The sequence below is a fragment of the Pseudacidovorax sp. RU35E genome (assembly GCF_900156165.1).
In the GTDB taxonomy this organism is placed as follows: Bacteria; Pseudomonadota; Gammaproteobacteria; order Burkholderiales; family Burkholderiaceae_C; genus Xenophilus.
Genome location: NZ_FTMY01000001.1, coordinates 336,544 through 360,816 on the forward strand (window position 1 = coordinate 336,544; position 24,273 = coordinate 360,816).

The 24,273-nt window shown below is 57.0% G+C and carries 21 protein-coding genes and 3 pseudogenes; 11 read left to right on the plus strand and 13 right to left on the minus strand.

Annotated elements, in window-relative coordinates; translation table 11 throughout:
• The first annotated feature begins 13 nt into the window (after positions 1 to 13).
• Positions 14 to 655, plus strand: a complete 642-nt coding sequence (locus BXA03_RS01400; RefSeq protein ID WP_076503385.1) for a DUF6806 family protein — start codon at positions 14 to 16, stop codon at positions 653 to 655.
• Between the two features lie 23 nt (positions 656 to 678).
• On the opposite strand, the gene BXA03_RS01405 is transcribed toward BXA03_RS01400, so the two are convergent.
• From BXA03_RS01405 to BXA03_RS01415, 3 genes are read right to left on the minus strand one after another with little or no spacing between them, the layout of a single operon-like run.
• Positions 679 to 1,449: a PA3715 family protein gene (locus BXA03_RS01405; protein WP_143476181.1), complete on the minus strand. Its 771-nt coding sequence runs from the start codon at positions 1,447 to 1,449 to the stop codon at positions 679 to 681.
• Between the two features lie 21 nt (positions 1,450 to 1,470).
• The gene (murI, locus tag BXA03_RS01410; RefSeq protein ID WP_076503387.1) at positions 1,471 to 2,316 is read right to left on the minus strand and encodes a glutamate racemase; all 846 of its coding nucleotides are present in this window, start codon (positions 2,314 to 2,316) and stop codon (positions 1,471 to 1,473) included.
• Between the two features lie 3 nt (positions 2,317 to 2,319).
• Complete coding sequence (locus BXA03_RS01415) at positions 2,320 to 3,873, minus strand: fumarate hydratase (RefSeq protein WP_076503388.1); 1,554 nt, start codon at positions 3,871 to 3,873, stop codon at positions 2,320 to 2,322.
• Between the two features lie 245 nt (positions 3,874 to 4,118).
• On the opposite strand from BXA03_RS01415, the gene BXA03_RS01420 reads away from it, so the two are divergent.
• The 9 genes and pseudogenes from BXA03_RS01420 to BXA03_RS01445 all read left to right on the plus strand — a co-directional run.
• Positions 4,119 to 4,808, plus strand: a complete 690-nt coding sequence (locus BXA03_RS01420; RefSeq protein ID WP_083715810.1) for a sugar transferase — start codon at positions 4,119 to 4,121, stop codon at positions 4,806 to 4,808.
• Between the two features lie 109 nt (positions 4,809 to 4,917).
• Positions 4,918 to 5,916: a hypothetical protein gene (locus tag BXA03_RS26450; RefSeq protein WP_143476182.1), complete on the plus strand. Its 999-nt coding sequence runs from the start codon at positions 4,918 to 4,920 to the stop codon at positions 5,914 to 5,916.
• Position 5,917: 1 nt separating this feature from the next.
• The gene (locus tag BXA03_RS26455; protein ID WP_143476183.1) at positions 5,918 to 6,625 is read left to right on the plus strand and encodes a hypothetical protein; all 708 of its coding nucleotides are present in this window, start codon (positions 5,918 to 5,920) and stop codon (positions 6,623 to 6,625) included.
• A gap of 29 nt (positions 6,626 to 6,654) precedes the next feature.
• Positions 6,655 to 8,148, plus strand: a complete 1,494-nt coding sequence (locus BXA03_RS01425; RefSeq protein WP_083715811.1) for a lipopolysaccharide biosynthesis protein — start codon at positions 6,655 to 6,657, stop codon at positions 8,146 to 8,148.
• Positions 8,149 to 8,240: 92 nt separating this feature from the next.
• Positions 8,241 to 9,455 (plus strand): hypothetical protein, encoded by a 1,215-nt coding sequence (locus BXA03_RS26460; RefSeq protein ID WP_143476184.1) that lies wholly within the window; start codon positions 8,241 to 8,243, stop codon positions 9,453 to 9,455.
• Positions 9,452 to 10,210, plus strand: a complete 759-nt coding sequence (locus BXA03_RS01430; RefSeq protein ID WP_159444693.1) for a glycosyltransferase family 2 protein — start codon at positions 9,452 to 9,454, stop codon at positions 10,208 to 10,210. Before BXA03_RS26460 ends, BXA03_RS01430 begins: the two co-directional genes overlap by 4 nt.
• 30 nt (positions 10,211 to 10,240) lie before the next feature.
• Positions 10,241 to 11,359 carry a glycosyltransferase gene (locus BXA03_RS26285; protein WP_083715813.1) on the plus strand — a complete coding sequence of 373 codons (1,119 nt, stop codon included), beginning with the start codon at positions 10,241 to 10,243 and terminating at the stop codon, positions 11,357 to 11,359.
• A 48-nt stretch (positions 11,360 to 11,407) separates the two neighbouring features.
• The gene (locus BXA03_RS26290; RefSeq protein ID WP_083715836.1) at positions 11,408 to 12,616 is read left to right on the plus strand and encodes a glycosyltransferase; all 1,209 of its coding nucleotides are present in this window, start codon (positions 11,408 to 11,410) and stop codon (positions 12,614 to 12,616) included.
• A 311-nt stretch (positions 12,617 to 12,927) separates the two neighbouring features.
• Positions 12,928 to 13,536: pseudogene (locus BXA03_RS01445) on the plus strand (transposase); the annotation flags it as partial.
• 25 nt (positions 13,537 to 13,561) lie between these two features.
• On the opposite strand, the gene BXA03_RS27525 reads toward BXA03_RS01445, so the two are convergent.
• Both BXA03_RS27525 and BXA03_RS01450 read right to left on the minus strand, forming a co-directional pair.
• Complete coding sequence (locus BXA03_RS27525) at positions 13,562 to 13,699, minus strand: hypothetical protein (protein ID WP_200803317.1); 138 nt, start codon at positions 13,697 to 13,699, stop codon at positions 13,562 to 13,564.
• A 146-nt stretch (positions 13,700 to 13,845) separates the two neighbouring features.
• Complete coding sequence (locus BXA03_RS01450; RefSeq protein WP_234983560.1) at positions 13,846 to 14,634, minus strand: ATP-binding protein; 789 nt, start codon at positions 14,632 to 14,634, stop codon at positions 13,846 to 13,848.
• Between BXA03_RS01450 and BXA03_RS01455 the strand changes: the two genes are divergently transcribed.
• Positions 14,557 to 15,906: an IS5 family transposase gene (locus BXA03_RS01455; protein ID WP_076503392.1), complete on the plus strand. Its 1,350-nt coding sequence runs from the start codon at positions 14,557 to 14,559 to the stop codon at positions 15,904 to 15,906. The genes BXA03_RS01450 and BXA03_RS01455 overlap by 78 nt on opposite strands.
• A gap of 22 nt (positions 15,907 to 15,928) precedes the next feature.
• On the opposite strand, the gene BXA03_RS01460 is transcribed toward BXA03_RS01455, so the two are convergent.
• From BXA03_RS01460 to glmM, 8 genes and pseudogenes are all read right to left on the minus strand, one after another.
• On the minus strand, positions 15,929 to 16,129 hold the full coding sequence (locus BXA03_RS01460) for an ATP-binding protein (protein ID WP_076503393.1): 201 nt from the start codon (positions 16,127 to 16,129) through the stop codon (positions 15,929 to 15,931).
• Positions 16,130 to 16,145: 16 nt separating this feature from the next.
• Positions 16,146 to 17,687 (minus strand): IS21 family transposase, encoded by a 1,542-nt coding sequence (gene istA / locus BXA03_RS01465; RefSeq protein ID WP_076503394.1) that lies wholly within the window; start codon positions 17,685 to 17,687, stop codon positions 16,146 to 16,148.
• A gap of 162 nt (positions 17,688 to 17,849) precedes the next feature.
• Positions 17,850 to 19,024 (minus strand): annotated as a pseudogene (locus BXA03_RS01470) (IS5 family transposase); the annotation flags it as partial.
• A 171-nt stretch (positions 19,025 to 19,195) separates the two neighbouring features.
• Positions 19,196 to 20,017: an IS3 family transposase gene (locus tag BXA03_RS01475; RefSeq protein WP_076503395.1), complete on the minus strand. Its 822-nt coding sequence runs from the start codon at positions 20,015 to 20,017 to the stop codon at positions 19,196 to 19,198.
• Complete coding sequence (locus tag BXA03_RS01480) at positions 20,014 to 20,328, minus strand: DUF1153 domain-containing protein (RefSeq protein WP_076503396.1); 315 nt, start codon at positions 20,326 to 20,328, stop codon at positions 20,014 to 20,016. The genes BXA03_RS01475 and BXA03_RS01480 overlap by 4 nt, the downstream gene beginning before the upstream one ends.
• Positions 20,329 to 20,574: 246 nt before the next feature.
• A pseudogene (locus tag BXA03_RS01485) lies at positions 20,575 to 21,540 on the minus strand (IS5 family transposase); the annotation flags it as partial.
• A 140-nt stretch (positions 21,541 to 21,680) separates the two neighbouring features.
• Positions 21,681 to 22,703: an acyltransferase family protein gene (locus BXA03_RS01490; protein WP_076503397.1), complete on the minus strand. Its 1,023-nt coding sequence runs from the start codon at positions 22,701 to 22,703 to the stop codon at positions 21,681 to 21,683.
• 57 nt (positions 22,704 to 22,760) lie between these two features.
• Positions 22,761 to 24,089: a phosphoglucosamine mutase gene (glmM, locus tag BXA03_RS01495; RefSeq protein WP_076503398.1), complete on the minus strand. Its 1,329-nt coding sequence runs from the start codon at positions 24,087 to 24,089 to the stop codon at positions 22,761 to 22,763.
• Positions 24,090 to 24,273: the final 184 nt, after the last annotated feature.

Here is a 24,273-nt window from a genome sequence, read left to right on the forward strand (position 1 = left end):
CAGGGAGCTGCTCATGCCTCGCTACAACGCTCCATTCGAAATCCATGTGCACGGCGATGTGCCGCTGCGCGCGGACGTCACCTACGCCCAGATCCAGGAAGCGCTGAAGCCGCTGTGGACCTACGCCGGCGCCAAGTCGCTGGCCGACGGTGCCACCAGCGCCTACGAAGAAGAGCCCGGCATCCGCTTCGAAGCCAAGGACCGTGTGCTCCAGCTGTGCTGGACCATCACCGGCGACGAAGACTTCCGCCAGGCCCTCGACGAGATGTGCATGGCGCTGAACGACCTGACCGAGCAGGGCGCCGCCATCGAGGTGAGCTTCTACGACACCGAGTTCGACGAAGAGGAAGACGGCGACCCCGAGGCCGACTCCCGCGACGACTTCGTCATGCTCTTCGTGGGCCCCAACCCCGCCGCCATCATGCAGGTCCAGCGCGACCTGCTCGTGGAAGACGTGGTGCACCTCATGGAGCGCCACTTCGACGGCGCCGAACTCGGCGGCGTCGTGGGCGAGATAGACAAGCTCTTCAGCGACCGTTTCGACGCACTGGTCAATTCGCTCGAAATTGGCCGGCCCCCGCGCGGTGGCGGCAGCAGCGGCGGACCGGGTGCCGGTGGGCACGGCAGCGGTCGCCGACCGCGGCACCTGCACTGAACGGTCGGCGCCCAGCGCGCCGATCAGGGCGCGCGCAGCGCAGGCGGAATTTCATAGCGGCCATTGCGGGCCTTGAGCGTCACGGTGCTATAGCTCGGCGGCTCCGCGAGCTCCTGACAGTCGCCGGCCGCATCCAGCACCATGTTGCGTACCAGCGTGATGCGCCTCACCGTCAATTCCGCCCAGGCGTCCGATGAACGAGCGGCAGGCGGGCGCACGCCGAACTGGCTGCGCATCTCCTCGAAGCGCCCATGGCAGCTCAGGTCCCAGCGACCGGAGTCGCGCCGCAGCACCAGTTCATCCAGCACCGGCCTGATCGTCTTGCGGTCGTAGGCGAACAGCCGCAGCGTCTCGGCAAAGTAGGGCTTGGCAGGGTCCTGGCCACGGTAGAGCACCCGCAAGCCGAAGGCATGCACCCCGTCCGAGAGCCGGTACCTCCCGGTGTCCACATGCAGTTCCTGCACGCGCAGGTCGGCGTCCTCTATCAGCAGTTCTGGCATCAACAGCCGCGCGGCGATCTGGTCGCGCTCGGTGTTTCCGTTGTCGGGCCGCTGCACCACCACCAGCTCGACATCGAAGGTGCGCGCGCCGCGGTCTGTCACCGCGTGTTGCAGTGGCAACACAACGATGGTTTTTCCGACGAATGTGGACCAACTTTTGCAATCGCTGAGCGTGGCGTCGCTGGCGCGGTGGGGATGGGTCTGCGCAAGCATCCGTTCTGCCAAACCGCTGTCACACGCCGCTGTTGCGATACCACTTGCCAAGCTCAGTGTCATCAACAGAAACAGTGTCAAGAATGATTGCACCATCTCGTATCATGCCGCGCCAGAGTGGCGCATCGGCGCACCTTGTAGGTGTGGTTGCCTCACCAATTGAGGGATAAGAAGCCAGCGATCGGCCGCCCGATGCAGATTTCCACCGTCTCCGCTGCTCAGCAGTGTCAATCCGCCGCCGGTGTCCTCCGGCTGGTCGAGCTTCGCCTCGGCGAGGAGGCGGGCGGTCTGCTTTGCCACGGGCTCCCCGGTTTCGACGAAGCGCACGCCGCCGCCGGCAGCCGCCGTGAGATGGACCTGGGCAAACGGGTAGTGCGTACAGCCCAGCACCACCACATCGACTTGGCCGACGTGGTCGCCCAGCGGGCCGACCTCCTGGATGTAGCGTTGGCACAACGCTCGAACGCTTTCTGTGTCGGCCTGCTCGATGGCATCGGCCAGGCCGTCGCAAGCCACCGTGCGCACAGTGTGGGCAGCGCCAGCCAGTCGCTCGACCAACACGCCGAACTTGCGACTGGCCAGCGTGCCGCGGGTGGCGAGCACCGCCACGTGCCCGGTGCGCGTCAGGGCCAGTGCGGGCTTGAGGGCCGGCTCCACCCCCACGATGGGCATGCCGGGCCACGCCTCGCGCAGCAGGTGGATGGCCGCCGCGGTGGCCGTGTTGCAGGCAACCACCAGCGCCTTGACGCCGTGTTCTCGCACCAGCAACTCGGCGACCTGCAGCGTCCGGTCGACCACGAAGGCGTCGCCGCGCTCGCCGTAGGGCGCATGCGCCGTGTCCGCGTAGTAGATGAAGCGCTCGCCCGGCAGGCGCGACCGCAGCGCGGCCAGTACGCTCAGGCCGCCCACGCCGCTGTCGAACACGCCCACCGGCGCGCTGCGCTCCATCGCTCAGGCCGAAGCCAGTTCGATGCCCTTGAACTCGCCCGTGGCGATGCGCTTGCTCCACTCGGCCGGGCCGGTGATGTGTGCGCTGGTGCCGCCGGCGTCCACGGCCACCGTGACGGGCATGTCGACCACGTCGAACTCGTAGATGGCTTCCATGCCCAGGTCTTCGAAGCCCACCACCTTGGCCTGCTTGATCGCCTTGCTCACCAGGTAGGCAGCGCCGCCCACGGCCATCAGGTACGCGCTCTTGTGCTTCTTGATGGCCTCGATGGCGACCGGGCCGCGCTCGGCCTTGCCGATCATGGCGATCAGGCCCGTCTTGGCCAGCATCATGTCGGTGAAGCCGTCCATGCGGGTAGCGGTCGTCGGACCAGCGGGGCCCACGGCCTCGTCACCCACCGGATCGACCGGGCCCACGTAGTAGATGACGCGGTTGGTGAAGTCCACCGGCAGCTTCTCGCCCTTGGCCAGCATGTTCTGGATGCGCTTGTGCGCGGCGTCGCGGCCGGTGAGCATCTTGCCGTTCAGCAGCAGCGTGTCGCCCGGCTTCCAGCTGGCGACGACCTCGGGCGTGAGGGTGTTCAGGTCGACGCGCTTGCTCTTGTTGTAGTCGGGCGCCCAGTCGATCTTGGGCCACAGGTCCAGCGATGGCGCCTCGATGAACGAGGGGCCGGAGCCGTCCAGCACGAAGTGCGCATGGCGCGTGGCTGCACAGTTGGGAATCATCGCCACCGGCTTGCTGGCCGCGTGCGTCGGGTACATCTTGATCTTGACGTCCAGCACCGTGGCCAGGCCGCCCAGGCCCTGCGCGCCAATGCCCAGGGCGTTGACCTTCTGGTAGAGCTCCAGGCGCAGTTCTTCGACCTGCGTCAGTGCCTCGCCGCGGGCCGACCTGGCCTGCAGCTCGTGCATGTCGAGGCTGTCCATCAGGCTCTCCTTGGCCATCAGCACGGCCTTTTCGGCGGTGCCGCCGATGCCGATGCCCAGCATGCCCGGCGGGCACCAGCCGGCGCCCATGGTCGGCACCGTCTTGAGCACCCAGTCGACCACGCTGTCGCCCGGGTTGAGCATGACCATCTTGCTCTTGTTCTCGCTGCCCCCGCCCTTGGCCGCCACCGTCACGTCGACGGTGCTGCCGGGCACGATCTCCGTGAAGATCACGGCGGGCGTGTTGTCTTTGGTGTTCTTGCGGGCGAACTGCGGGTCGGCGACAACCGATGCGCGCAGCATGTTGTCGGGGTGGTTGTAGCCCTGGCGCACGCCTTCGTTGATGGCGTCGTCGAGGCTGCCGGTGCCGAAGCCTTCCCAGCGCACGTCCATGCCAACCTTCAGGAAGACGTTGACGATGCCCGTGTCCTGGCAGATGGGCCGGTGGCCGGTGGCGCTCATCTTGCTGTTGGTGAGGATCTGCGCCATCGCATCCTTGGCGGCGGGGCTCTGCTCGCGCTCGTAGGCCTTGGCCAGGTGGGCGATGTAGTCGGCGGGGTGGTAGTAGCTGATGTACTGCAGCGCCGCTGCGATGGACTCGACAAGGTCGGACTTGGAGATCGTGGACATGGAAGCGTGTCGTTGTGGATCGGGGGAGCCGCGGATTATCTGCGCCCCAAGGCAGCGCGCCGGACCTGCGCAAGGGGACGGGGCATGCGGCGTATGCCTACATGCTGCAGTGCGTCAAGTGAGGAGACTCCTCAAAAATTTGTTAAGAGACTGTTAAACGCAGTCTCGTATGATGCGGGTTTACGCCTAGCCCTAGGCGGAGTACAGCCCGGACAAGCCAACAATTTCACACAAATTGCCCGACCATGAAGCCTCCCTATAACGAACTGAGCCTAGGCGCCGGTTTCAGCCATCCGCACGCCGTCCCGACGCAAGGGACTGTGTCTCGCTTCTTCAAGCGCGCGATGGACATCGTGGGGGCGCTGATCTTCTTCGCGCTCCTCGGGTGGCTCTTCATGATCATCTGGGCACTGGTCCTCATGACCACGGGCGGCCCCGCCATCTACAAACACCCCCGCATGGGCCGGGGCGGTCGCGAGTTCAAGTGCCTCAAATTCCGCTCGATGGTCACCAACTCCGAAGAGGTGCTGCGCCACCTGCTGGAGACCGACCCCGCCGCTCGCGCGGAGTGGGAAGCCACCTTCAAGCTCAAGAACGACCCGCGCATCACCCGCTTCGGTCGCTTCATCCGCAAGACCAGCCTGGACGAACTGCCCCAGTTCTGGAACGTGCTGATGGGCGACATGAGCCTGGTCGGCCCGCGCCCCGTGGTGCGCAAGGAACTGGAGCAATACTACGGCCTGTATGCCCCCCTGTATGGCAGTGTGCGTCCGGGCATCACCGGACCCTGGCAGGTTGGTGGGCGTTCCGATCTGAGTTACGGTGAGCGAGTCGCTCTGGACGTGAGCTATGTACACACCCGCAGCGCTTTTGGTGATATTTGCTTGCTATTAAAGACGGTGAGTGTATTTGTGAAACACAAAGGCTCCTACTAACTTCGCACCTCAGTTTATTTATTTAATAAAATAAATATTAGCTCGTGGTCAACAGCAAATGCCGCAAACGCGGCATTTGTTGTTTAAAAAACGTATTATCTAAAAATTTATGATGTTCCAAATAAAAAAGATTCTTAGAATTTTTAAGATCGAAACTAAGAATCTAATTAAGATTAGAAATATACAATGTGGCAAGGTCACATTATCGTATGACTCATCTCCTCCATATTACATTAAGGAATGGTACAACTACTGTTTACGCCTACTCACCGAGGCAGCACGTGCATCAGAAGCGTCATTCAATATAGTTTTAGGGGAACATCAGCCTAGAATAAAAAACGGACGGCCAACATATCGAATTGCTCTTCAAATTGAACATACGTTGGTTAGGGAAGGAGGGCGCGACAGCGAGGGAGCAGAGGCTGGCTCTATACGAATTGATGACTCAACGGCAGAAACATATCTTGTTCGACTAGTAAATTTAGGCGCGCTTGAAGCAGCGGACATCATCCTAGATTACAGCCGAGCGAATTTAATAAACGTCAAGCATTCCCCTGCCTACGTTACGCTAACAAAAAAACACTTTTATTTCGTACCGCTAATAAATGATGACGCTTCACGAGCAATAGCAGATAGGACGCATCAGTGCATAACCATGTTCGGCAATCCTGATATTGGCCGCCGAAAAAAAATACTCGAAGAACTCGCGAAAGTCGTTCCAGTAAAAAACATAAACGGAATTTATCGGGGCGTCGCGAAAGTCTATCAGTCAACTAAAACAATAATAAATATTCATCAGACTGAGCATCACTGCAATGCTGAAGAGCTACGTATTGTACCGGCCGCCCTCAATGGTGCCATCGTTATTGCTGAACGCTCGCCGTTGACGGAAAAGATATTTACCCGTCACTTTGCTATCTGGGCGTCGATTGAGAACATCCCAAAAGTAACCGCCGAAGTTGTTAAAAATTATCCTGAATTCTATCAAAAAATGTTCAGCGAAAAATTTATGAATCGTGTTAGAAGACTAAGTATAAGAAATAGTTTGGCGGCTAAGAAAATAATAAATCAATTAGAAAAAAAATCCGTAGATCAGCGAATTATCTGACATGGCAGTAGACTCAATTCCTCTGGTTCTGACTGGTACTATAACCCCACGCTCCATTCTGACCGCTTACGCGAATCCAACTCAAAGAAGGAACGAATACCTACTTGCGCTTAGATACTACTCCGAACATGCTCAAGTGTATTTTGTTGAAAACTCCGGCTACCAACTTAATGAAGACGCTGATTTCACTAGCATTCCTAATTGCAAATTAATAGAGCTGGCGCCGAGCGATGAATTTGACAAAGGAAAAGGCTTTCAAGAATTTTTAATGCTGGATAATTGGATCGATCAGTTCGGACAAAATCATAAAGGATTTATAAAAATTACTGGTCGTTATTTGGTGCAAAACATCAATAAAATAATTCATGATATTCAATTTGGCAAAAAGAACAAGATAATTATAGAGCGACTTGCTTCAAACCTTGGCGTTGCACTTACAGATGTTTTTTACATTGCTACGGAACAATATAACGAACATTTGAAAGGATGTTATAAAGAGGCAAACGACAAGCTCGGTGTATATATCGAGCACGTAGTAGGAATAAAAATTCGTGATTTGTTAAATGTAGAGGTTTTTCCAAACCTCCCGAAGAAAGCGGGTATAAGCGGCTCGACCGGTCAACCGTTACCCGAAGGAATGAAAAAAGCAATACAAAGGGTGATAAGAAATAGCCTTTATCCGTTGCAACCGCGTTACAGATTAATTTGAGGCTATAGAAATATTAGCAGGCTCTCGCCATGAAAAAATTGATAAAACGTAATCTGATTGCAAACTACGCGGGTCAGATGTGGGTCGCATTCATCGGCTTGGCGTTCATTCCTACTTACATAAAAATACTCGGCATTGAAGCATATGGGATAATCGGAATTTTTTCGGTTATTCAAGCTTGGATGTTTATGCTGGACATGGGCATGACGCCAACACTAGGGCGAGAGATGGCTAGCATTCAGAATAATCCTGCTAGCAGGCAAGGCGTCCGAGATTTACTTCGAACCATCGAAATCCTTGCCGTTGTGCTATCGGTGGGCGTAATAATTTTGCTAGCGCTATCTGCCTCATGGATATCCGCAGTATGGCTCAAGCCGGCTCAAATTTCCAAAGGGACGATAGTCCACTCGTTTCAAATAATGGGCATAGTTGTCGCTTTAAGATTTCTTGAAGGTCTTTATCGAAGTTCATTAGTAGGTCTGCAGCGCCAAGTCCTGTTTAATACCGTTAGCGCGGCAACGGCGACTCTCCGAGCCGTGGGCGCCGTTGTTGCCTTAAAGTACATATCCCCGACCCTAGAAATGTTCTTTATTTGGCAAGCTATCATCTCCCTGTTGTCAACCCTTGTGCTGGCGGCATGCAGTTATGTTTATCTGCCCAAGGCGCCTCTCAAAGCCAAATTCAGCGTGCCTTCTTTAAAACGAGTAAAAAATTTTGCGATAGGGATGATTGGTGTGAATATCATGACATCAATTTTCACTCAGTCAGACAAGGTATTCGTCTCTAATCAAATAGAGCTAAAAAGTGTTGGCTATTATATGCTTGCAACAACTCTGTCAGGTTCGTTGTTTATGCTTGTAGGACCAATTACACAAGCATATTATCCTAATTTTTGCAGGCTGCACTCAGAAGGGAATGAAAAGGCGCTGATTAATAGTTTCCGAGGTGGTTCCAATTTGGTTGCAATAATAGTTGGATCTGCAGCGTCAATATTGTCAATTTTTGGATCGTACATAGTGCTAATATGGACCGACGACGTCGCGATGGCTCAAGCTTCTGGCGCCATCCTGACGCTACTAGCAATAGGAAACTTAGTTAATGCAATTACCTGGACTCCGTTGCAGCTTCAGTTAGCTCACGGCTGGACTACCTTAGCTTCTCGCAGCATGGCAGTTAGCCTTATGCTTGGCGCTCCCTTGTACTTTTTACTTTCAAATGGCTACGGCGCGATTGGTGTTGCGAGTACGTGGGTCTTTATAAACATTCTTTATCTCGCATTTGTGACATCTCAAATGTTTAAAAAAATCGCTCGCGGTATCCGCTTTCAATGGATGGTCTCAGACACAACGTATCCGATATTGGCGGCGTTCATCACGTCTTATTTATGCGCTAAGCTATATCCAAGTGAAGTAGAGAAATCAATGCAGATTATATTTATTTTCGCTTGCGGCGCAACTGTACTTTTGGTCGCTTCTGCTCCAACAATGCTAAGAGTAAAAAATAAATTCATTAGTCAAAATTAAATTATTTTAAATGAAAATTTAATAAAATCATAAACTGTCGAAAAATAATAATGGAATCAATACAAAAAAAAGGGAAGTTCGTCTTGATTCTGATGGCACTGATTTACCTTTTTGATCAGCGAATCGGTGACTGGAGTGCGGTCAATGCGGCAGGATTTATTGCATTCTGCATTGCGCTATTTTTTCTAAAAGCCACTTCCGAAAGGACTGGTAAAGTAAAAAAGAACTGGATTTATTTGCTATTGGCAATAATAGCCTACAGTTCGACTGCATATTTGTTGAATGATCAGTGCTCCGTTGAACTAAAGGGCGCTTTGTCTTTAACCCTGCTATGTATCGCATTCTACATATTGGGAGACGGTAATTTCGGGGAATTTGTACGGTCACGTTTTTTTTCGAATTTTGTAATGCTATTGGCCTCGAGCTTCGTAATCCTAAATTACGTTGGAATCACTCCTTTTAGGTCTGATAGGAATTCCGGCCTCTTCTTCGAAGCGTCACATTTGGCGATATACCTTCTTCCATTTTTGGCCTATAGACATCTTAAGTCTAAAAAAGATTTAATAACTTGGATGACTACATTAATCATGTTGGTTTTCTCATCCTCGACTACTCTGATTGTAGGTTTGCTAATTATATTTGTGATAAAATTTATTAAGCGATACAATCGTCGGCTTATCATCGCGAGCAGTGCGGCCGCGTTAATAGTCGGGGCACTTATCGGAATTTTATTGAGCGGTGCTATTGATGCGCCTGAGTTGCGAGCCCGAGTCATTAACTTATTTATTGGGGGCGACGCATCAGCCGCGGACCACGAAAATTTAAGCTCATTAGTTTGGTTAAACGGTTGGTCGCAGATGACCGAAACCCTCCGTTTAACTAACGGAATAGGTCTGGGTTTCAACCAAATGGGCTGTGGAAACTTCATGTACGTCGGTAAATACACCGCCCTCATATCAGATGCAATTCTCGGTATTATTTTGAACGCCGAAGACGGTTCTTTTATGTCCTCTAAGCTCGTTTCAGAATTAGGGTTTCTTGGATTTTTAATAATTGCATTTCTGCTAATCAAGGCCTGGCGTGCGCTGTTCAAATTCATACGGGTGGAGGCTGGAATGAGACAGCCTGATACGTACGATGTTTTAATAAGAGCTTCAGGTGCAATTTGTCTTATAGGCCTACTTTTTGTGCGCGCACCTGGCTCGTATTTTTCCCTGCCGGTCTATGCCGCTATGTCGATGCTTTTTTCTAATCAATTGATTAGATCTAACCGTATTCGAAAAAACTCTGAATCGAGTCCAACGTGAATTTGACGAAAGAATTGCCATTAATTTCGGTCATTATAAGTGTCTTAAATGATTTAAAGAATTTAAAAGAGACACTTTTGCACCTGTCGGAGATTGAGTATAAAAATCTTGAAATCGTAGTCGTAGATTGCGTTTCTACCGACGGCACCCGTGCATTTCTGGATGCTTATGCCGACAAAAGGCTTCGATATATATCCGAACGTGATAATGGGATATATGATGCTTGGAATAAAGGCGTGCGTTTTGCTAAGGGCGACTATCTGGCATTTTTGGGTGCAGGGGATTATTACAATAGGAGTGGACTACAGAAACTAGTGCAGTGCGCGACCGAACATCCGACTGCAGAACTCATCACCGGAAAAGTGCTTGTTCACAATGGGGTGAAAATTATTAAAGAAAGAGGGAGCGCTTGGAGTTGGCGCAAGTTTCGGAACAACATGAATATTGCGCATCCCGGAGCCCTCCACTCTAGAGGGCTCTTTGAGCGGGTGGGAAGCTTTGATGTGTCGTTTCGGATCGCAGGGGACTATCAGCTGCTTCTCAGGGCCGGCGAGACGTTAAGAACCGCATATTTGAATGAGCCTGTGGCGCTCATGTTATCGGGTGGAATCAGCCACGGTGGGCGAGACGCAATATTTGAGGCTCATCGCGCGAAGGTCTCCACGGATTCCGTGGCGAGGCTCAATGCCAATTTGACCACAGCTTGGATGTTATTTAAATTTTATATAAAACAAGCACTGCGCCAGAAATTATAGGATCGCCCCTGGAAATTTTAAATTTTGATTATGTTTGCCCAAAAAAAACATCGCTCGTTTGGAAATATCTCTCAAGTTTGCGTGGTAGGAATGTTTCCCCCGCCACTGAACGGGATGTCAGCCGTAACGTCAATGATTCATTCTTTGTTGGTTGCATACGGATCAGAGAATGTGGAAACTATTGACTGTTCCCCTAAAGTCTACCGACTGAGAACACCGGTCGCTCGCGCGCGAAAATTCATTAGAATAATAGGTTTGCTATATAAATTTCATCTCTGGTGTATTAGCCGGGAAGGTGGAAAAATATATCTTTCTGTTTCTGGTCGTCTTGGGCAGATTTACGACCTCTTATTCGTATGCATTGCTAGGTTTCACGGAAAAAATGTATATCTCCATCATCATGGCTACCTATATATTGAAAGAAAAAATTTTCTAGCTAGCATTTTATTCAAGGTTGCCGGAAAAAGCGCTATTCACATAGCAGCTTGCGAAAAAATGGCGCTTGAACTAGCCAACATGTATTCAATAATTTCGAACACCAGAGTGATATCAGGTGTAATTTGCTTGCCGGAGGTTGAGAAAGTACCGTCGGTACGAGCGAAGCTCAGGACGGTGGGTTTCCTAAGCAATATTTCTGCGGAAAAGGGGATATTTGAGTTCATAGATTCGGCCATTGTTTTGTCCAAGGTATTCCCGGAGTTAAATTTTATCATTGCTGGTCAATTTCAAGACGCTTCTTCAGAGCGGGCAGTTACAAATTTCATCCAGCAAGTGAAATCAGCACATTATGTGGGCCCTGTTTACGGTAACGACAAGACAGGCATGCTCGACTCCATAGACTGCTTGCTTTTCCCTACCCATACTGAATCAGAAGGCCTCGTCATTCATGAGGCACACAGCAGATGCGTTCCCGTTATAGCAAGATCCACAGGATGTATTGCGTCATTTAACGAAAAGGGTTTGAATTTGACTGCATCCGATGCAACAGACTTTGTCGAGCAAGCCGTCGCTATCATTTCTAAATGGATTAGCGTAAGTGAAGATTTCTTAAAGCTATCGGCTAAGGTATATCATAACCATTTAGAATTTCGTAAGAAAAACGATAAGGCCGTCAGAGAAATTGTTAAAGAAATTGCAATCGAGCGATGAAGTTCCTAAAGCAATATTGATTAAATCGTCGCTGCTCATTATTTTATCATGATCCTATTTTTGTCGCCATTTTTCGCGCCTGAACCAATTTCTACCGGAAAATATAATGCTTCTTTAGTAGAAGGCTTAGTCTTAGCGGGTGAAAAGGTCACAGTGGTATGCGGGTATCCAACTTATCCAGATTGGCGGCCACGTAAATGCAACGATGGTGATACTACGTATTCTGTCGTTCGTGGCGGTCTCGCAGTAAGATATCCAAAGTCTCCAATATTGCGCCGAATTATTTTGGAGAGTTGGTTTTTCATTTTTATCGCAATAACTATTTTAAAATTTAAGAAAAATGTTGATCGAGTGATTTGCGTTTTACCTCCCAGTCTTTATATACTGCCAATTTTATGGAAATTCTCAAAAAAAATTCCTGTCATTGGTGTGGTTCATGATCTTCAAGGTATACATGCTGAAGCCAGCCCCTCAGGTTTTAGGCGGTTTGTCGCCACGACGGTAAAGGTCGTCGAGAGGGCTTTGTTTCGCCGATTGGATAAGCTCATATTCCTTTCTGAGTCAATGAGAAATGTCGCTATTAAAGAATATGGCGTTGACGGAGATAAAGCAGAAGTATGCTACCCCTTTGTAACAATGTCAAATTGTAAGGGGGAATCGAATTTTTTTGAAGATTACTCAAATGGCGATGAAAATGTTGCTCATGTTGTTTATTCGGGCGCATTGGGTGAAAAGCAGAATCCGGCGCAATTGTTTTCTTTCTTTCTGAATTTGGCAGAAAACGATGAAGGCATCCATTGTCATATTTTTTCTTCTGGGCCCGAGATTGAAAAGATGAAAATTGCCTTAGATCTCAAAGGTGGTTCCTCCAGGATGCATTTGCACGATCTTGTTGCCGAGGATAAATTGCAGAGCCTATATCTGTCATCAACGATCCAAATAATACCTCAGAGAGTTGGCACTGGTGATGGTTCTCTCCCGTCTAAGCTACCTAATTTAATTGCTGCAAAATGCCGAATTTTGGCCATATGCGATGATGATTCAGAGTTGGCTACCTTGGTCGGTAAATATAATCATGGGCATGTCTGTTCCGGTTGGCAATTGCAGATGTTTTCTGCAAAGGTTTATGAAGTTTTAAAATTGAGAAATTGTGATCTAGCACCGTCCGCTAGTGTTGGTGAACAGGCCCGTAGTTCGGATGCTGAGGGAGTTCAGTACATTTTTTCTAGACAGCGTACGATAGACGCCCTACTGTAATGAGGTTAAAAAATTTGGCGTACAAGCTCGCGTAAGAAATAGTTAAAGATAGCTGCGAGTGAGTTGCCGTTGAAGTTGTAGGCTTCGGCGGATTTAACCTGAAGTGCGATAGCTGCGAGAAACTACAGCCAACATGTTCCGAGCATGTCGACCAAGAGATATCACAAACTGCAGTCTGAGGATCGCATGATGCTAGCAATTCGGCCCTGCAAAACCCCTCCCTCCCGCAAGAATGCCGGCCTTCTTGCGCGTTACGGTGCACCGAATCCCCAGGAATCGTTGTACAGGCAGCTGATTTCTAAGCGGTTTGCATGGCTGAGCGTAGCGACACGCCCGACTTCTTTCGCCCCCGTCTGGCCGAAATGATCAACCTTCGCATCCGCTGGCGGTGCTGGTGAGCCGGCTGCCCTGGGCGCAGATCGAAGCGGCTCTGGCGCCTTACTTCGCACGTCGCGCACGCGCCGGCCGGCTGCTCGAATAAGACGATCTCTTCGGCCCTCACTGCAGCTTGCCGGCGCCGGTGTCGCCGCGGCAGGGCGCCCGCGCCTTCCCATCCGCCTGATGGCCAGCCTGTTGTACCTGAAGCATGCCTACACGCTCAGCGACGAGGAACTGGTCGAGCGATGGGCCGAGAACGTGCAATGGCAGTTCTTCAGCGGCATGACCTACTACGAGCCGCGCCCGCCCTGCAATGCCACGCAGATCGGACGCTTTCGCGCCGCCATCGGCGAGGCCGGCAGGAGTTCCTCAAGGCCACCATCGACACGGCCGTGTCCGCCAAGGCGATCGGTCCCGCCGAGTTCGAGTGGGTGATCGTGGACATCACGGTGCAGGAGAAGGCCATCGCGCACCCGGTGGATTCGCGCCTGTTGGAGATCGCGCGCCACAAGGTGGTGGCCGCAGCCCGGCGTGCGTGTATTGAGTCTGCCTTGAACAATCCCGTTCTCAGCCGCAGGCAGGTCGGTTGTTGAGCGAATGGGCGATCAGCGCGGCGATGACCTTCTGCACCGAAAGCCCGATGCGGGCGCAATAAAGCCGCAGGGCGGCCAGGATCAGGCGCAGGTTGTGCCCGGCGCCGCACATCACCGCGTGCAGCGCATCTCCCAGCGCGCCCTTGAGCGGGTTGCGAGCCAGGTGCGTATTTCGGCGATCGTGACCGCTGATTTCGGGATCGTGACCGGCGCGAGGCTGTAGAGGCGGGTTGCGCGGGGTCAGTGTAGTTTTGGGGCTTACTGGGTCTGTTCGGGGCCTCCCTTGTCGTTGGGCTGAGCGCTGCCCGCAGCGCGGCGCAGCGAGTCGCCCCTGAGGCTGAGGCGGTGCTCCTTGGCCAGCAGTCGGTCCAGGATGGCATCGGCCATGGTCGGGTCGCCCAGCCAGGCATGCCAGTGCTCCACCGGCAATTGCGTGGTCAGGATCGTGGCGCGAGCGGCGGTGCCGGCACGGTCGTCAATGACCTCCAGCAGGTCGGCCCGGCTTGCCGGCTCCAGCGGGGCCAGGGCCCAGTCATCGAGCACCAGCACCTCGGTGCGCGCCAGATTCGCCAGCCACGCCGCAAAGCCACCCTTGCCGTGCAGGATGCGCAGTTCCTCGGCCAGGCGCGGCACCCGCAGGTACAGCGCCGAGTGCCCCCGCCGGCAGGCCTGCTGCGCCAGCGCGCACGCCAGCCAGCTCTTGCCCGAGCCCGTCGGGCCAATGATGGACACCGTCATGCCCTGCTCGACCCAGCGCGACAGCGCCAGCTGCGTGAAGGCGTTGCGCTCCAGGCCCCGGCCGGTGCCAGCCTGAACGTCCTCGATGCAGGCTTGCGGGTACTTCGTCCGCCCTGAACAACTCGCAAGTCCCTGATGAACCTGTAGATTCCTTACTTTCGCTGGTGCGCAATTTGCAAGGTAATAGGGTGTAGAGCGCCATTTCCCTGCAATTTCTGACGAGGTTTGTGCATGAGACCCAAGCCAGCAGCGCCCGAGAGCGAAGACCTGTTCCGCTCTCGCCTGGACCAGCAGATCAACATGCGCCACGCGCTCGTGCGCCTGGCCGGCCTGATCGACTGGGCCGAGATCGAGCGCACCTTCACCGAGCCTTTCACGTCCGCGCGAGGGCGGCCGGCCCTGGCGCCGCGCCTGATCGCGGGCTTGCTCTACCTGCAGCACACCTTTGATGCCTCCGATGAAGCTGTGGTCAGCACCTGGGTCGAGAATCCGTATTGGCAGTACTTCTGCGGCGAGGTGTTCCTGCAGACCGAAGCGCCCATCGATCCGAGCAGCCTCACGCGCTGGAGGAAGCGCATCGGCGAGCAAGGCGTGGAGACCCTGTTGATGGCAACCATCGAAGCAGCCCGGCGCGGTGGCGTCGTAAAGGCGTCCAGTGTGGATCGAGTCATCGTCGACACCACTGTCATGCCCAAGGCGATCGCGCACCCCACCGACAGCGCTCTGCTGGAGAAGAGCCGGCAGCACTTGGTGAAGGTGGCCGAAGAACATGGCCTGAGCCTGCGCCAGAACTACAACCGCATCGCACCACGACTGGCCACCCAGATCGGACGCTACGCCCATGCCAAGCAATTCAAGCGCATGCGCCGTACGGGTCGTACCCTGCGCTCGCGTGTCGGCCGGGTGCAGCGCGAGGTGGCGCGTCGGCTCGGTGAATTGCCCGAGAAGGCGCAGGCCAAGGTGAAGGACCTGCTGGCTCGCACCGGCCGCATCCTCACGCAGCGCACCAAAGACAAGAACAAGCTCTACGCCTTGCACGCCCCCGAGGTCGAATGCATCTCCAAAGGCAAGGCCCGAACGCCCTACGAGTTCGGTGTGAAGGTGAGCATCGCGACGACCTTGAAGGAGGGGCTGGTCGTTGGAATGCGCAGCATGCCGGGCAATCCATACGACGGTCACACGCTGGCCGAGACACTGGAGCAGGTGAGCATCCTGGCCGAGCGCAAGCCGATCATCGCCATCGTGGACAAGGGCTATCAGGGCGTGGAGATCGAAGGAGTCCGGATCCTGCGCTCGGGCCAGAAGCGAGGTGTCACACGGACCTTGAAGGCAATGATCCATCGGCGCAGTGCCATCGAACCGGCGATCGGTCACATGAAGACGGATGGGCGCTTGGGCCGAAACCCGCTCAAGGGAGCGCTTGGCGATGCGCTGCACGCGGTGATGTGCGGCGCCGGGCACAACCTGCGCCTGATCCTGGCCGCGCTGCGGCTTTATTGCGCCCGCATCGGGCTTTCGGTGCAGAAGGTCATCGCTGCGCTGATTGCCCATTCGCTCAACAACCGACCTGCCTGCGGCTGAGAACGGGATTGTTCAGGGCGGACTACTTCAGTCGGGCGCGTTTGAGCAGGGCCGCCAGGCGCTTGTCGTGGCGGTGATGCAGCTCCCGGTCCACCAGCAGCGCCAGGCGCTCCTCGAAGCCCAGGCCCGCGCAGGCGCTGTTGGTGAGCTGCTCCTGCAGACCTGCGGCCATGCCGGCCAGGCGCAGTTCGCTCAGGCGTTGCAGCGTGTCGTTGATCAACATGTCGACCGCCCCCTGCTCAGTGGTAGTAGCCGGGGCCACGGACGTTGTCGTGGGCGGGGCTGACCCAGGCGGCGTCTGCTGGTGCGTCAGTGCCGGCGCTGGACACCCGGTCCGTCCCGCGCGCCAGGATGTCGCGCACGTGGCGGTAGTAGACAGCGTCGATCTCGATGGCCTTGGCGCACGCGGCCTCCAGACGCGTCGGACCGTAGCGCTTGGCCAGGCTCAGCAGCCCCAGGCAGCCGCGGTAGCCGTGCTCGGGGTGGCGGTGGCGCTCGAGCATCGTGGTCACGAAGCGGCCAGTGCTCGCGCCGATGCTGGCGCCCCAGTGGATCAGCCGCTGAGGCGTCCAGTCCTTGTGGGCGCGGTGGGCCGCGGGCATGTGGTCGTCGCGCGTGGTGAAGCCGCCGCGCCGGTCGCTGCGGGCATGCACGGCCACGCGCTCGCCGCGATGCATCAGCTCGACCAGGGCATCGCCGATGCGGGCCTCCAGCTTCGTGCCCACCAGCGCGTGCGGCACGCTGTAGCGATGGCCCTCGACCTCGACGTGGTAGTCGATGTGCACCGTCACCGCCTTCCAGCGCGCCCAGGTCCATGGCTGCGTGGGCAGCGGCCGCAGCGCCGGGGCGTCGATGGCGGCGAACAGGCTCGCGCGCGTGGCGTCGAGCTTCTGCATGCGACGGCCGTTGAGCAGCGCCAGCAACTCGCTGACGGCCAGGTCGGCGGCCCGCACGTCTGCCAGGCGCTGGTGGCGCAGCCGCGCCAGGATCCAGCGCTCGACCACCTGCACGGCCGATTCCACCTTGGCCTTGTCCTGCGGACTGTAGGGGCGTGCCGGCAGGATCGACACGTCGTGGTGGCGCGCGAAGTCCAGCACGGTGTCGTTGGCGCGCGGCTCGTAGCGGTCGGGCTCGGCGATCAGCGCACGGGCGTTGTCGGGCACGATCATCTGCGGCACGCCGCCAATGAAGCGTAGCGCCCGGCCGATGGCGCCCAGCCACGAGCGCATCGACTGGTCCGCCGTCACGCAGGCGAAGGTATAGCTGGACGCCCCCAGGGCCGCCACGAACACCTGGCCGCGAGCGCCGTCGGCCAGTGCCAGGGTGGGCCCCGCGTAGTCCACGAACAGCTTCTCGCCGGCGCGGTGCTGCTGGCGCATGGAGCGCTTGAGCGTCCTGGCGTAGCGCTTGTAGTGCTCGCAGAACTGGGTGAAGCCCCAGGTGCGCTCGCCGGGGTGGGCGGCGCGGTATTCCTCCCACAGCAGCGTCAGCGTCACGCCCTTGCGGCGCAGTTCGACGTGCACGCGGGCGAAGTCGGGCTGGGCCACGCGGCGCTGCTCGGCCGAGGTGCCGAACAACCGCCGTTCCAGCTCGGCCTGGCCCAGCGGCTCGACGGCCTCCCAGCGGTTCAGGCCCGCAGCGCCGGCCAGCGCCACGTACTTCGTCACCACGCCCTTGGAGACCGACAGGCTCCGGGCGATTGCTTCATGCGACAGGCCGCCGTGCAGCTTCAGTCGCAATACATCCTTGATCATGCGTATGTCCATCGTTGGCGGTGCCATCGGCGCTCCGGCTAAAGGCCGGCAGCCTATGGCCCCGCGGGTCAGTCATACGCAACCCTTTCATTCCCTTCAGACCTCGCCGGTCACGGCACCGGTCCACTCGGTCACGATCCCGAAATCGCCGGTCACGATCCCGGAACGGGCGGTCACGATCGCCGAAATACGCACCAGGCGCCCGTCCATCTTCATGTGCCCGATGGCCGGCTCGATGGCGCTTCTTCGCTTGATCATGGCCTTGAGGGTTTTGCTCAGGCCCCGCCTCTGGCCGAGCGCAGGATGCGCACGCCCTCGATCTGCATGCCCTGATAGCCCTTGTCCACAATCGCGGTCGCCGGCGGCCTGTCCGTGCCGGTCAGGATGCCCACCTGCTCCAGCGTCTCGGCCAGCGTATGGCCGTCGTACGGATTGCCCGGCATGGAGCGCATGCCCACCACCAAGCCCTCTTTCAACGTGGTGGCGATGCTCACCTTCACGCCGAACTCGTAAGGGGTTCGGGCTTTGCCCTTGCTGATGCACTCCACTTCGGGGGCGTGCAGGGCGTACAGCTTGTTCTTGTCCTTCGTGCGCTGGGTCAGGATGCGACCGGTGCGCTGCAGCAGATCCTGAACCCGGGCTCTGGCTGCCTCTGGCAACTCGTGCAGTTGGCGCTGCACCTCGCGATGCACGCGGCCCACGCGGGTGCGCAGCGTGCGCACGGCCTTTCTCATGCGCTTGAACTGCTTGGCGTGCGCGTAGCGCCCAATCTGCGCGGCCAGGCGCGGCGCCACGCGCTTGTAGTTCTGGCGCAGCCGCAGGCCGTTGTCCTCGGCGGCCCTGACCAGGTGCTGGCGGCTCCTGTCGAGCAGCCGGCTGTCGGTGGGATGGGCAATGGCCTTGGGCATCACCGTGGTGTCCACGATGACCTGCTGCACGCTGGCCTTCTGGATCACGCCACCACGCCGGGCGGCGTCGATGCTGGCGGCCAGCAACGCTTCCACACCTTCTTCTCCGACATGCTGGCGCCAGCGCGTGAGGCTGGACGGATCGATGGGCGCCTCGGTCTGCAGGTAGGTCTCGCCACAGAAGAACTGCCAGTACGGGTTTTCGATCCAGGTGTTGACCACGGCTTCGTCGGAAGCATCGAAGGTGTGCTGCAGGTACAGCAGCCCGGCGACCAGGCGCGCCGACAAAGCGGGACGGCCGCGCCCGGAGGTGAACGAGATCGCGAACGTGCGCTCGATCTCGGCCCAGTCGATCAGTGCCGCCAGCTTGACCAGCGCGTGCTTCATGTTGATCTGCTCGTCCAGCCTTGGACGGAACAGCTCGGCCGTTTGCGGCTGCGAAGGCTTCGGGCCCATCGGAAATCCTCGGTGGAAATTGCAAGAAAACAGGTTCTGCTGAGCCTATACCTTGCAAATCCCGCGCCCACCCAGCCGCAAAACTTCGCGCAAGATCAACGGCTTACGGGTTGTTCAGGGCGGACTAACGATGCCTGCAGCAGTGTATTGACCCAGCGAAACCTGCTCAGGTCATGCCGCTAATGCAAACGCTTCAGCAGGGGTCCTCATGTTCAGCGCCTGGTGCGGGCGCCGGTGGTTGTAGAAATGGATCCAGTCGCCGATCACACGGCTGGCGTGTTGCAGCGATTCGAATCGATGTCGATGCACGCACTGCTCCTTGAGCGTACGGATCACCCGCTCGACCAGCCCGTTCTGCTCGGGGCTGTGCGGCGTGATGAACTCCTGGCGCAACCCGTAGCTCCTGACCAGCGCCGTGAAGCTGCGGCTGGTGAACACCAGGCCGTTGTCCGAGCGCAGCAGCAACGGTGTCGGCACCCGGCCCAGCGTGCCGAACCGCGCGATCAGCGCCTGCTCCAGCGCCGACTCCGCCGTCTTCGATCTCCCGCTGCGCGATAGATGCCAGCCCAGCAACTCCCGGCTGTGGCAGTCGATCACCAGCGCCATCGTCGTCCAGCCATCACGCCCCGCCCACACCCCGCACATGTCGGTCGACCAGCGTTCGTTCGGCGCTTTTGCCACCGAAGGCAACGATTGAATCCTTGGGCGAAAGCCTACCGGTCGTTTGCGCACCTGCCAGCCCTTGAGCTGGAAGATGCGCTGCACAGTGTTCTTGTTGAATCCGAGCAGGTGCGCCACCGTGCGGTAGCCGAATGAGGGGTTCTCCTCGATCATGGCCTTGACCGGCATGACCAAATGCTCCTGCAGCTTCGGTGCTGCCTTCACCGGCTTGTAATACACGCTGCGGCGCGGCACGCCAAACCAACGGCACAGCTTGCTGATCGAGACGATGATGCCTTCGGCCTGCAGTCCCTGGCGGATCGTCTCGATCACTTCTCGTCCTCGCCCAGCAGGGACTGCAATTTTTTTCGGGCACGCAACTCCAGCATCGCCTCGCCATAGGCCTCCTGCAGGTCCTTGAGCTGGCGCTCGTACTGCTCACGCACATCCTGCGGGTTCGCCTTCAGGGCGTTCTCCATGCCCTTGCGACCATCCTCCACCCAGCCCTCGATCTCCGAGGGCGGCAGGTCGTAGGCACGGCTCGCCTCCGACACGCTCGTCTTGCCCTGGATGATCTCCAGTACCAACGCCGTCTTGCGCTTGGCCGTCCAGCGCTTGATCTCTTCTTCCATCAACGTACTCACGGTGTCTTCCTTTCAAAGATAACACCTGAGCAGGTTTTCACTGGGTCGATACAGCAGTTCACTTCTGTTGACCATGCCACTCAGCCTGGCACCCCATCCGCCTTGATGCTGGCAGGTGACGCTGTTTCCTCGCGGAAGCCAGCGGGGCCCGAGGGCCAGGTACGTTGTCCCCGTGGCTTCACACGCCACCGTTACCAGCAGCGCATGCACAGGTAGGCTACGGCCGACGGAACGGCCGGTCTCGTCACCAGCCTTGTGAGCGGGCGAGACAATGATGTGTGCGACTTCACGTCGCACCTTGCTGATGCACTCCACTTCGGGCGCGTGCAGGGCATAGAGCTTGTCCTTGTCCTTGGGGCGCTGGCGGCGGATGCGCTCGGCGCGCTGCACCAGCGTTTGCAGATTCGACAGGGCGACTGCGGCCATTTCGCTGCTGACCTGCCCGATCTTGCGCTGCACCTCGCGCAGCACGATGCCCAGGATCGTGCGCTGGCGCTTGAGCACCTTGCGCAGGCGCTTGAACTGCCGGGCGTGGGCATAGCCGCCAGCACGCCGGCGCAGTGTCTTGGCTTCTTTGACGAAGGTCTGCTTCAGGGCGATGCCCGCACGCCTGGCCGCGGCCACCACCTTGTGGCGCGCGATCTCCAGCAGGCGCGAATCCACCGGGTGGGCGATGGCCTTCTCCTGCACCGTGGTGTCCACGATCACCCGCTCGAATTCGGCGGGCCGGATCGCCTTGGAGGACACGGCCGTGTCGATGGTGGCCTTGAGCAGTTCCTCCACGCCGGCCTCGCCGATGGCGGCGCGAAAGCGGCCGATCTGGGTGGCATCGCAGGGCAGGCGCGGCTCGTAGTAGGTCATGCCGCTGAAGAACTGCCACACGACGTTCTCGGCCCAGCGCTGGACCAGCTCCTCGTCGCTGAGCTTGAAAGCGTGCTTCAGCTACAGCAGGCTGGCCATCAGGCGGATGCGAAGGCGCGGGCGCCCTGCGGCGGCGACACCGGTGCCGGCGAGTTGCAGCGAGGGGCCGAAGAGATCGTCTTGTTCGAGCAGCCGGCCGGCGCGTGCGCGGCGTGCGAAGTAAGGCGCCAGTGCCGCTTCGATCTGCGCCCAGGGCAGCCGGCTGGCCAGCACCGCCAGCGGGTGGCGAAGGTCGATCATCTCGGCCAGGCGTGGGCGGAAGAAGTCGGGCGTGTGGCTGCGCTCGGTCATGCAAATCCCTCAGAAATCAGCTGGCTGTACAACGATTCCTGGGGGATTCGGTGCACCGCACGGCGCCAGGAATCCAGTGTTCATGCGGGGTGGCGAGGTTTTGCAGGGCCGACTAGGTATTCACGCATTCTACTGAGTGTTCATTCAGAAACCGATATATTTTTTTTCTTGGTTTTTCTATTGAAAAAAACATTATTGTTTTGAATTATTTTTTTTATTTCGATGGATGGTTTTTCGATAACGTACCAACTTGCAGCTGCAAAAGGAACTGTCAATAGAAAAACTATGAGCATCGAGAGGTAGAGATTGATGGTTGGAAAATGCCAGAGAATAATTTTATTTATGGGCCAAGCATATAGATATATACCGTAAGATAAATCTGGAAGCCTATTAAAACCAAGCAATCTTTTGCCGTTATGGGCGTAGTAAATAATTAAATATCCCCAAAGCGTAACAACCGCTGGCTCCGCTAGGGGGGCTACAGGCAAAATTAGCAACAAAAAAATCAAGCAGATGCAGGCGTAAACTTTTGTCCATTTTATTGCATCTTTATATATATAAAAACAGCCGCCAGCTGTGAACGCCATTCCGCAGCGAAAATAGAGATCGAATGGAATATCGGAGATTGATAGTCGGTTTAGAACATGTACTGTGGTACATCCTAAAAATACTGCGGGCCACACAAACCTCCTCGAGTAAATGCCCATAATCCCAGTGGCTAAAACTAGAAGGTAGCACTTGAATTCGTAGGGGATCGACCACAATGAGCCGTTTAATACGGCATAAGGCGTGCCCTGAAAAGTTGCAGGCGTTCCCGCCAAGCGCAGTTTAAGAAGCGATAAAAGGAACTCGGCCCAGTTTATACTTTTTAAGTATCCGGCAGTGCTGTAAATTGGCCCTATCACGAAAACGCAGAAAATGCATGAAATAATAAATCCAGGGTAGATTCGCAAAATCCGGCTTGTTAAAAATGTCACTAGAATTGGCTTATTAGACCAACTCTTGAAAATTAAATAGCCACTCAGAACAAAGAAGCTGTCAACTGCCAACTCACCTGCGGAAATAGTCCCAAAAACATTTGTCAATAATTCCTGACTCCGGTCGCCAGTTTTTAATTCGGCGGCGTGCGCCACAATAACTAAAGTAGCGAAAAAAAATCTCAATAAATTGAAATTGTTTTTCTGATCATGATTTATCATAAGTGACTATGCAATAGTGGCTTACGGTATCGTCGCAGTAATTCGATTCGCAAGCGCTTCCGCTTGTGCCGCGTCGCGCGCCTCCACCATCACCCGCAGCAGCGGTTCGGTGCCGCTGGCGCGGATCAGCACGCGGCCTTCGTCGCCGAGTTCGGCTTCCACGCGGGCGCTTTCCTCGGCCAGGGCGCGGTTGGCCTTCCAGTCCTGCCCCGGCGCCAAGCGGACGTTGACCAGGCTCTGCGGGAAGAGCTGGACATCGGCCAGCAACTCGGCCATGCCCTGGCCCCGGCGCACGACGGCCTGCAGCACCTGCAGCGCACTCACCAGCCCGTCGCCCGTGGTGTGGCGGTCCAGCGCCAGCAGGTGGCCGGAGCCTTCGCCGCCCAGCAGCCAGCCGCGGCGCTCCAGTTCCTCCAGCACGTAGCGGTCGCCCACCTTGGCCCGCACGAAGCCGATGCCAGCCTTGCGCAGCGCCACTTCCACCGCCTTGTTGGTCATCAGTGTGCCGACCACGCCTTCGACCGGCAGGCCGCGCGCGACGCGGTCCATGGCCATCAGGTAGAGCAGTTCGTCGCCGTTGAAGAGCCGGCCCGAGGCATCGACCATCTGCAGCCGGTCGGCGTCGCCGTCGAGGGCGATGCCGTAGTCGGCGCCCTGGGCCTTCACCTCCGCCACCAGCGCGCCAGGATGCGTCGCGCCGACGCCCTTGTTGATGTTCAGGCCGTCGGGCCGCACGCCGATGCTGGCCACGTCCGCGCCGAGCTCATGGAACACGTTGGGCGCCACCTGGTAGGCCGCGCCATGCGCCGCGTCCACCACCAGCCGCAGGCCGCGCAGGCTGAGGTCCGTGGGGAAGGTGCTCTTGCAGAACTCGATGTAGCGGCCGGCCGCATCGGCCAGGCGCCGCGCGCGGCCGAGGCCGGCGGAATCGACCCACACCGGCGCCTCGGCCAGCGCCGCCTCGACGTCGGCCTCCCAGTCGTCGCTGAGCTTGGTGCCCTGCGCGCTGAAGAACTTGATGCCGTTGTCGGGGTAGGCGTTGTGGCTGGCGCTGATGACCACGCCCAGGCTGGCGCGCTGCGCGCGGGTGAGGTAGGCCACGCCCGGCGTGGGCAGCGGGCCGAGCAGCAGCACGTCCACGCCGGCGGAATTGAAGCCGGACTCCATGGCGGACTCCAGCATGTAGCCGGAGATGCGCGTGTCCTTGCCGATGAGCACGGTGGGCCGGGCCTCACTGCGCTTGAGCACGCGGCCCACGGCATGCGCGAGGCGCAGCACGAAGTCGGGGGTGATGGGCGGCTGGCCCACGGTGCCACGGATGCCGTCCGTGCCGAAGTATTGTCGGGTCATCAAACAACGGTGTGTGAAGAAACCTCTGATTGTCGCAAACGGGTGCTGCTAAGCTTCACACTTTTCTACTTTGAACAACGGACAGTCTCGTAGAGCCCTCTCATGTGGCAAGCGAAGCACCCTAGTTACCCTCATGCGAAGCCCTTCAGGTCTAGTTCAGCAATCGCATACGGACACCGCCGTG

Coding starts and splice junctions, on each gene's coding strand:
- BXA03_RS01400 (WP_076503385.1), top strand. CDS start 14: ATGCCTCGCTACAACGCTCCATTCGAAATCCATGTGCACGGCGATGTG.
- murI (WP_076503387.1), bottom strand. CDS start 2,316: ATGGAGCGCAGCGCGCCGGTGGGCGTGTTCGACAGCGGCGTGGGCGGC.
- BXA03_RS01415 (WP_076503388.1), bottom strand. CDS start 3,873: ATGTCCACGATCTCCAAGTCCGACCTTGTCGAGTCCATCGCAGCGGCG.
- BXA03_RS01420 (WP_083715810.1), top strand. CDS start 4,119: ATGAAGCCTCCCTATAACGAACTGAGCCTAGGCGCCGGTTTCAGCCAT.
- BXA03_RS26450 (WP_143476182.1), top strand. CDS start 4,918: ATGATGTTCCAAATAAAAAAGATTCTTAGAATTTTTAAGATCGAAACT.
- BXA03_RS26455 (WP_143476183.1), top strand. CDS start 5,918: ATGGCAGTAGACTCAATTCCTCTGGTTCTGACTGGTACTATAACCCCA.
- BXA03_RS01425 (WP_083715811.1), top strand. CDS start 6,655: ATGAAAAAATTGATAAAACGTAATCTGATTGCAAACTACGCGGGTCAG.
- BXA03_RS26460 (WP_143476184.1), top strand. CDS start 8,241: ATGGCACTGATTTACCTTTTTGATCAGCGAATCGGTGACTGGAGTGCG.
- BXA03_RS26285 (WP_083715813.1), top strand. CDS start 10,241: ATGTTTGCCCAAAAAAAACATCGCTCGTTTGGAAATATCTCTCAAGTT.
- BXA03_RS26290 (WP_083715836.1), top strand. CDS start 11,408: ATGATCCTATTTTTGTCGCCATTTTTCGCGCCTGAACCAATTTCTACC.
- BXA03_RS27525 (WP_200803317.1), bottom strand. CDS start 13,699: ATGTGCGGCGCCGGGCACAACCTGCGCCTGATCCTGGCCGCCCTGCGG.
- BXA03_RS01455 (WP_076503392.1), top strand. CDS start 14,557: ATGAGACCCAAGCCAGCAGCGCCCGAGAGCGAAGACCTGTTCCGCTCT.
- BXA03_RS01460 (WP_076503393.1), bottom strand. CDS start 16,129: ATGTTGATCAACGACACGCTGCAACGCCTGAGCGAACTGCGCCTGGCC.
- istA (WP_076503394.1), bottom strand. CDS start 17,687: ATGGCACCGCCAACGATGGACATACGCATGATCAAGGATGTATTGCGA.
- glmM (WP_076503398.1), bottom strand. CDS start 24,089: ATGACCCGACAATACTTCGGCACGGACGGCATCCGTGGCACCGTGGGC.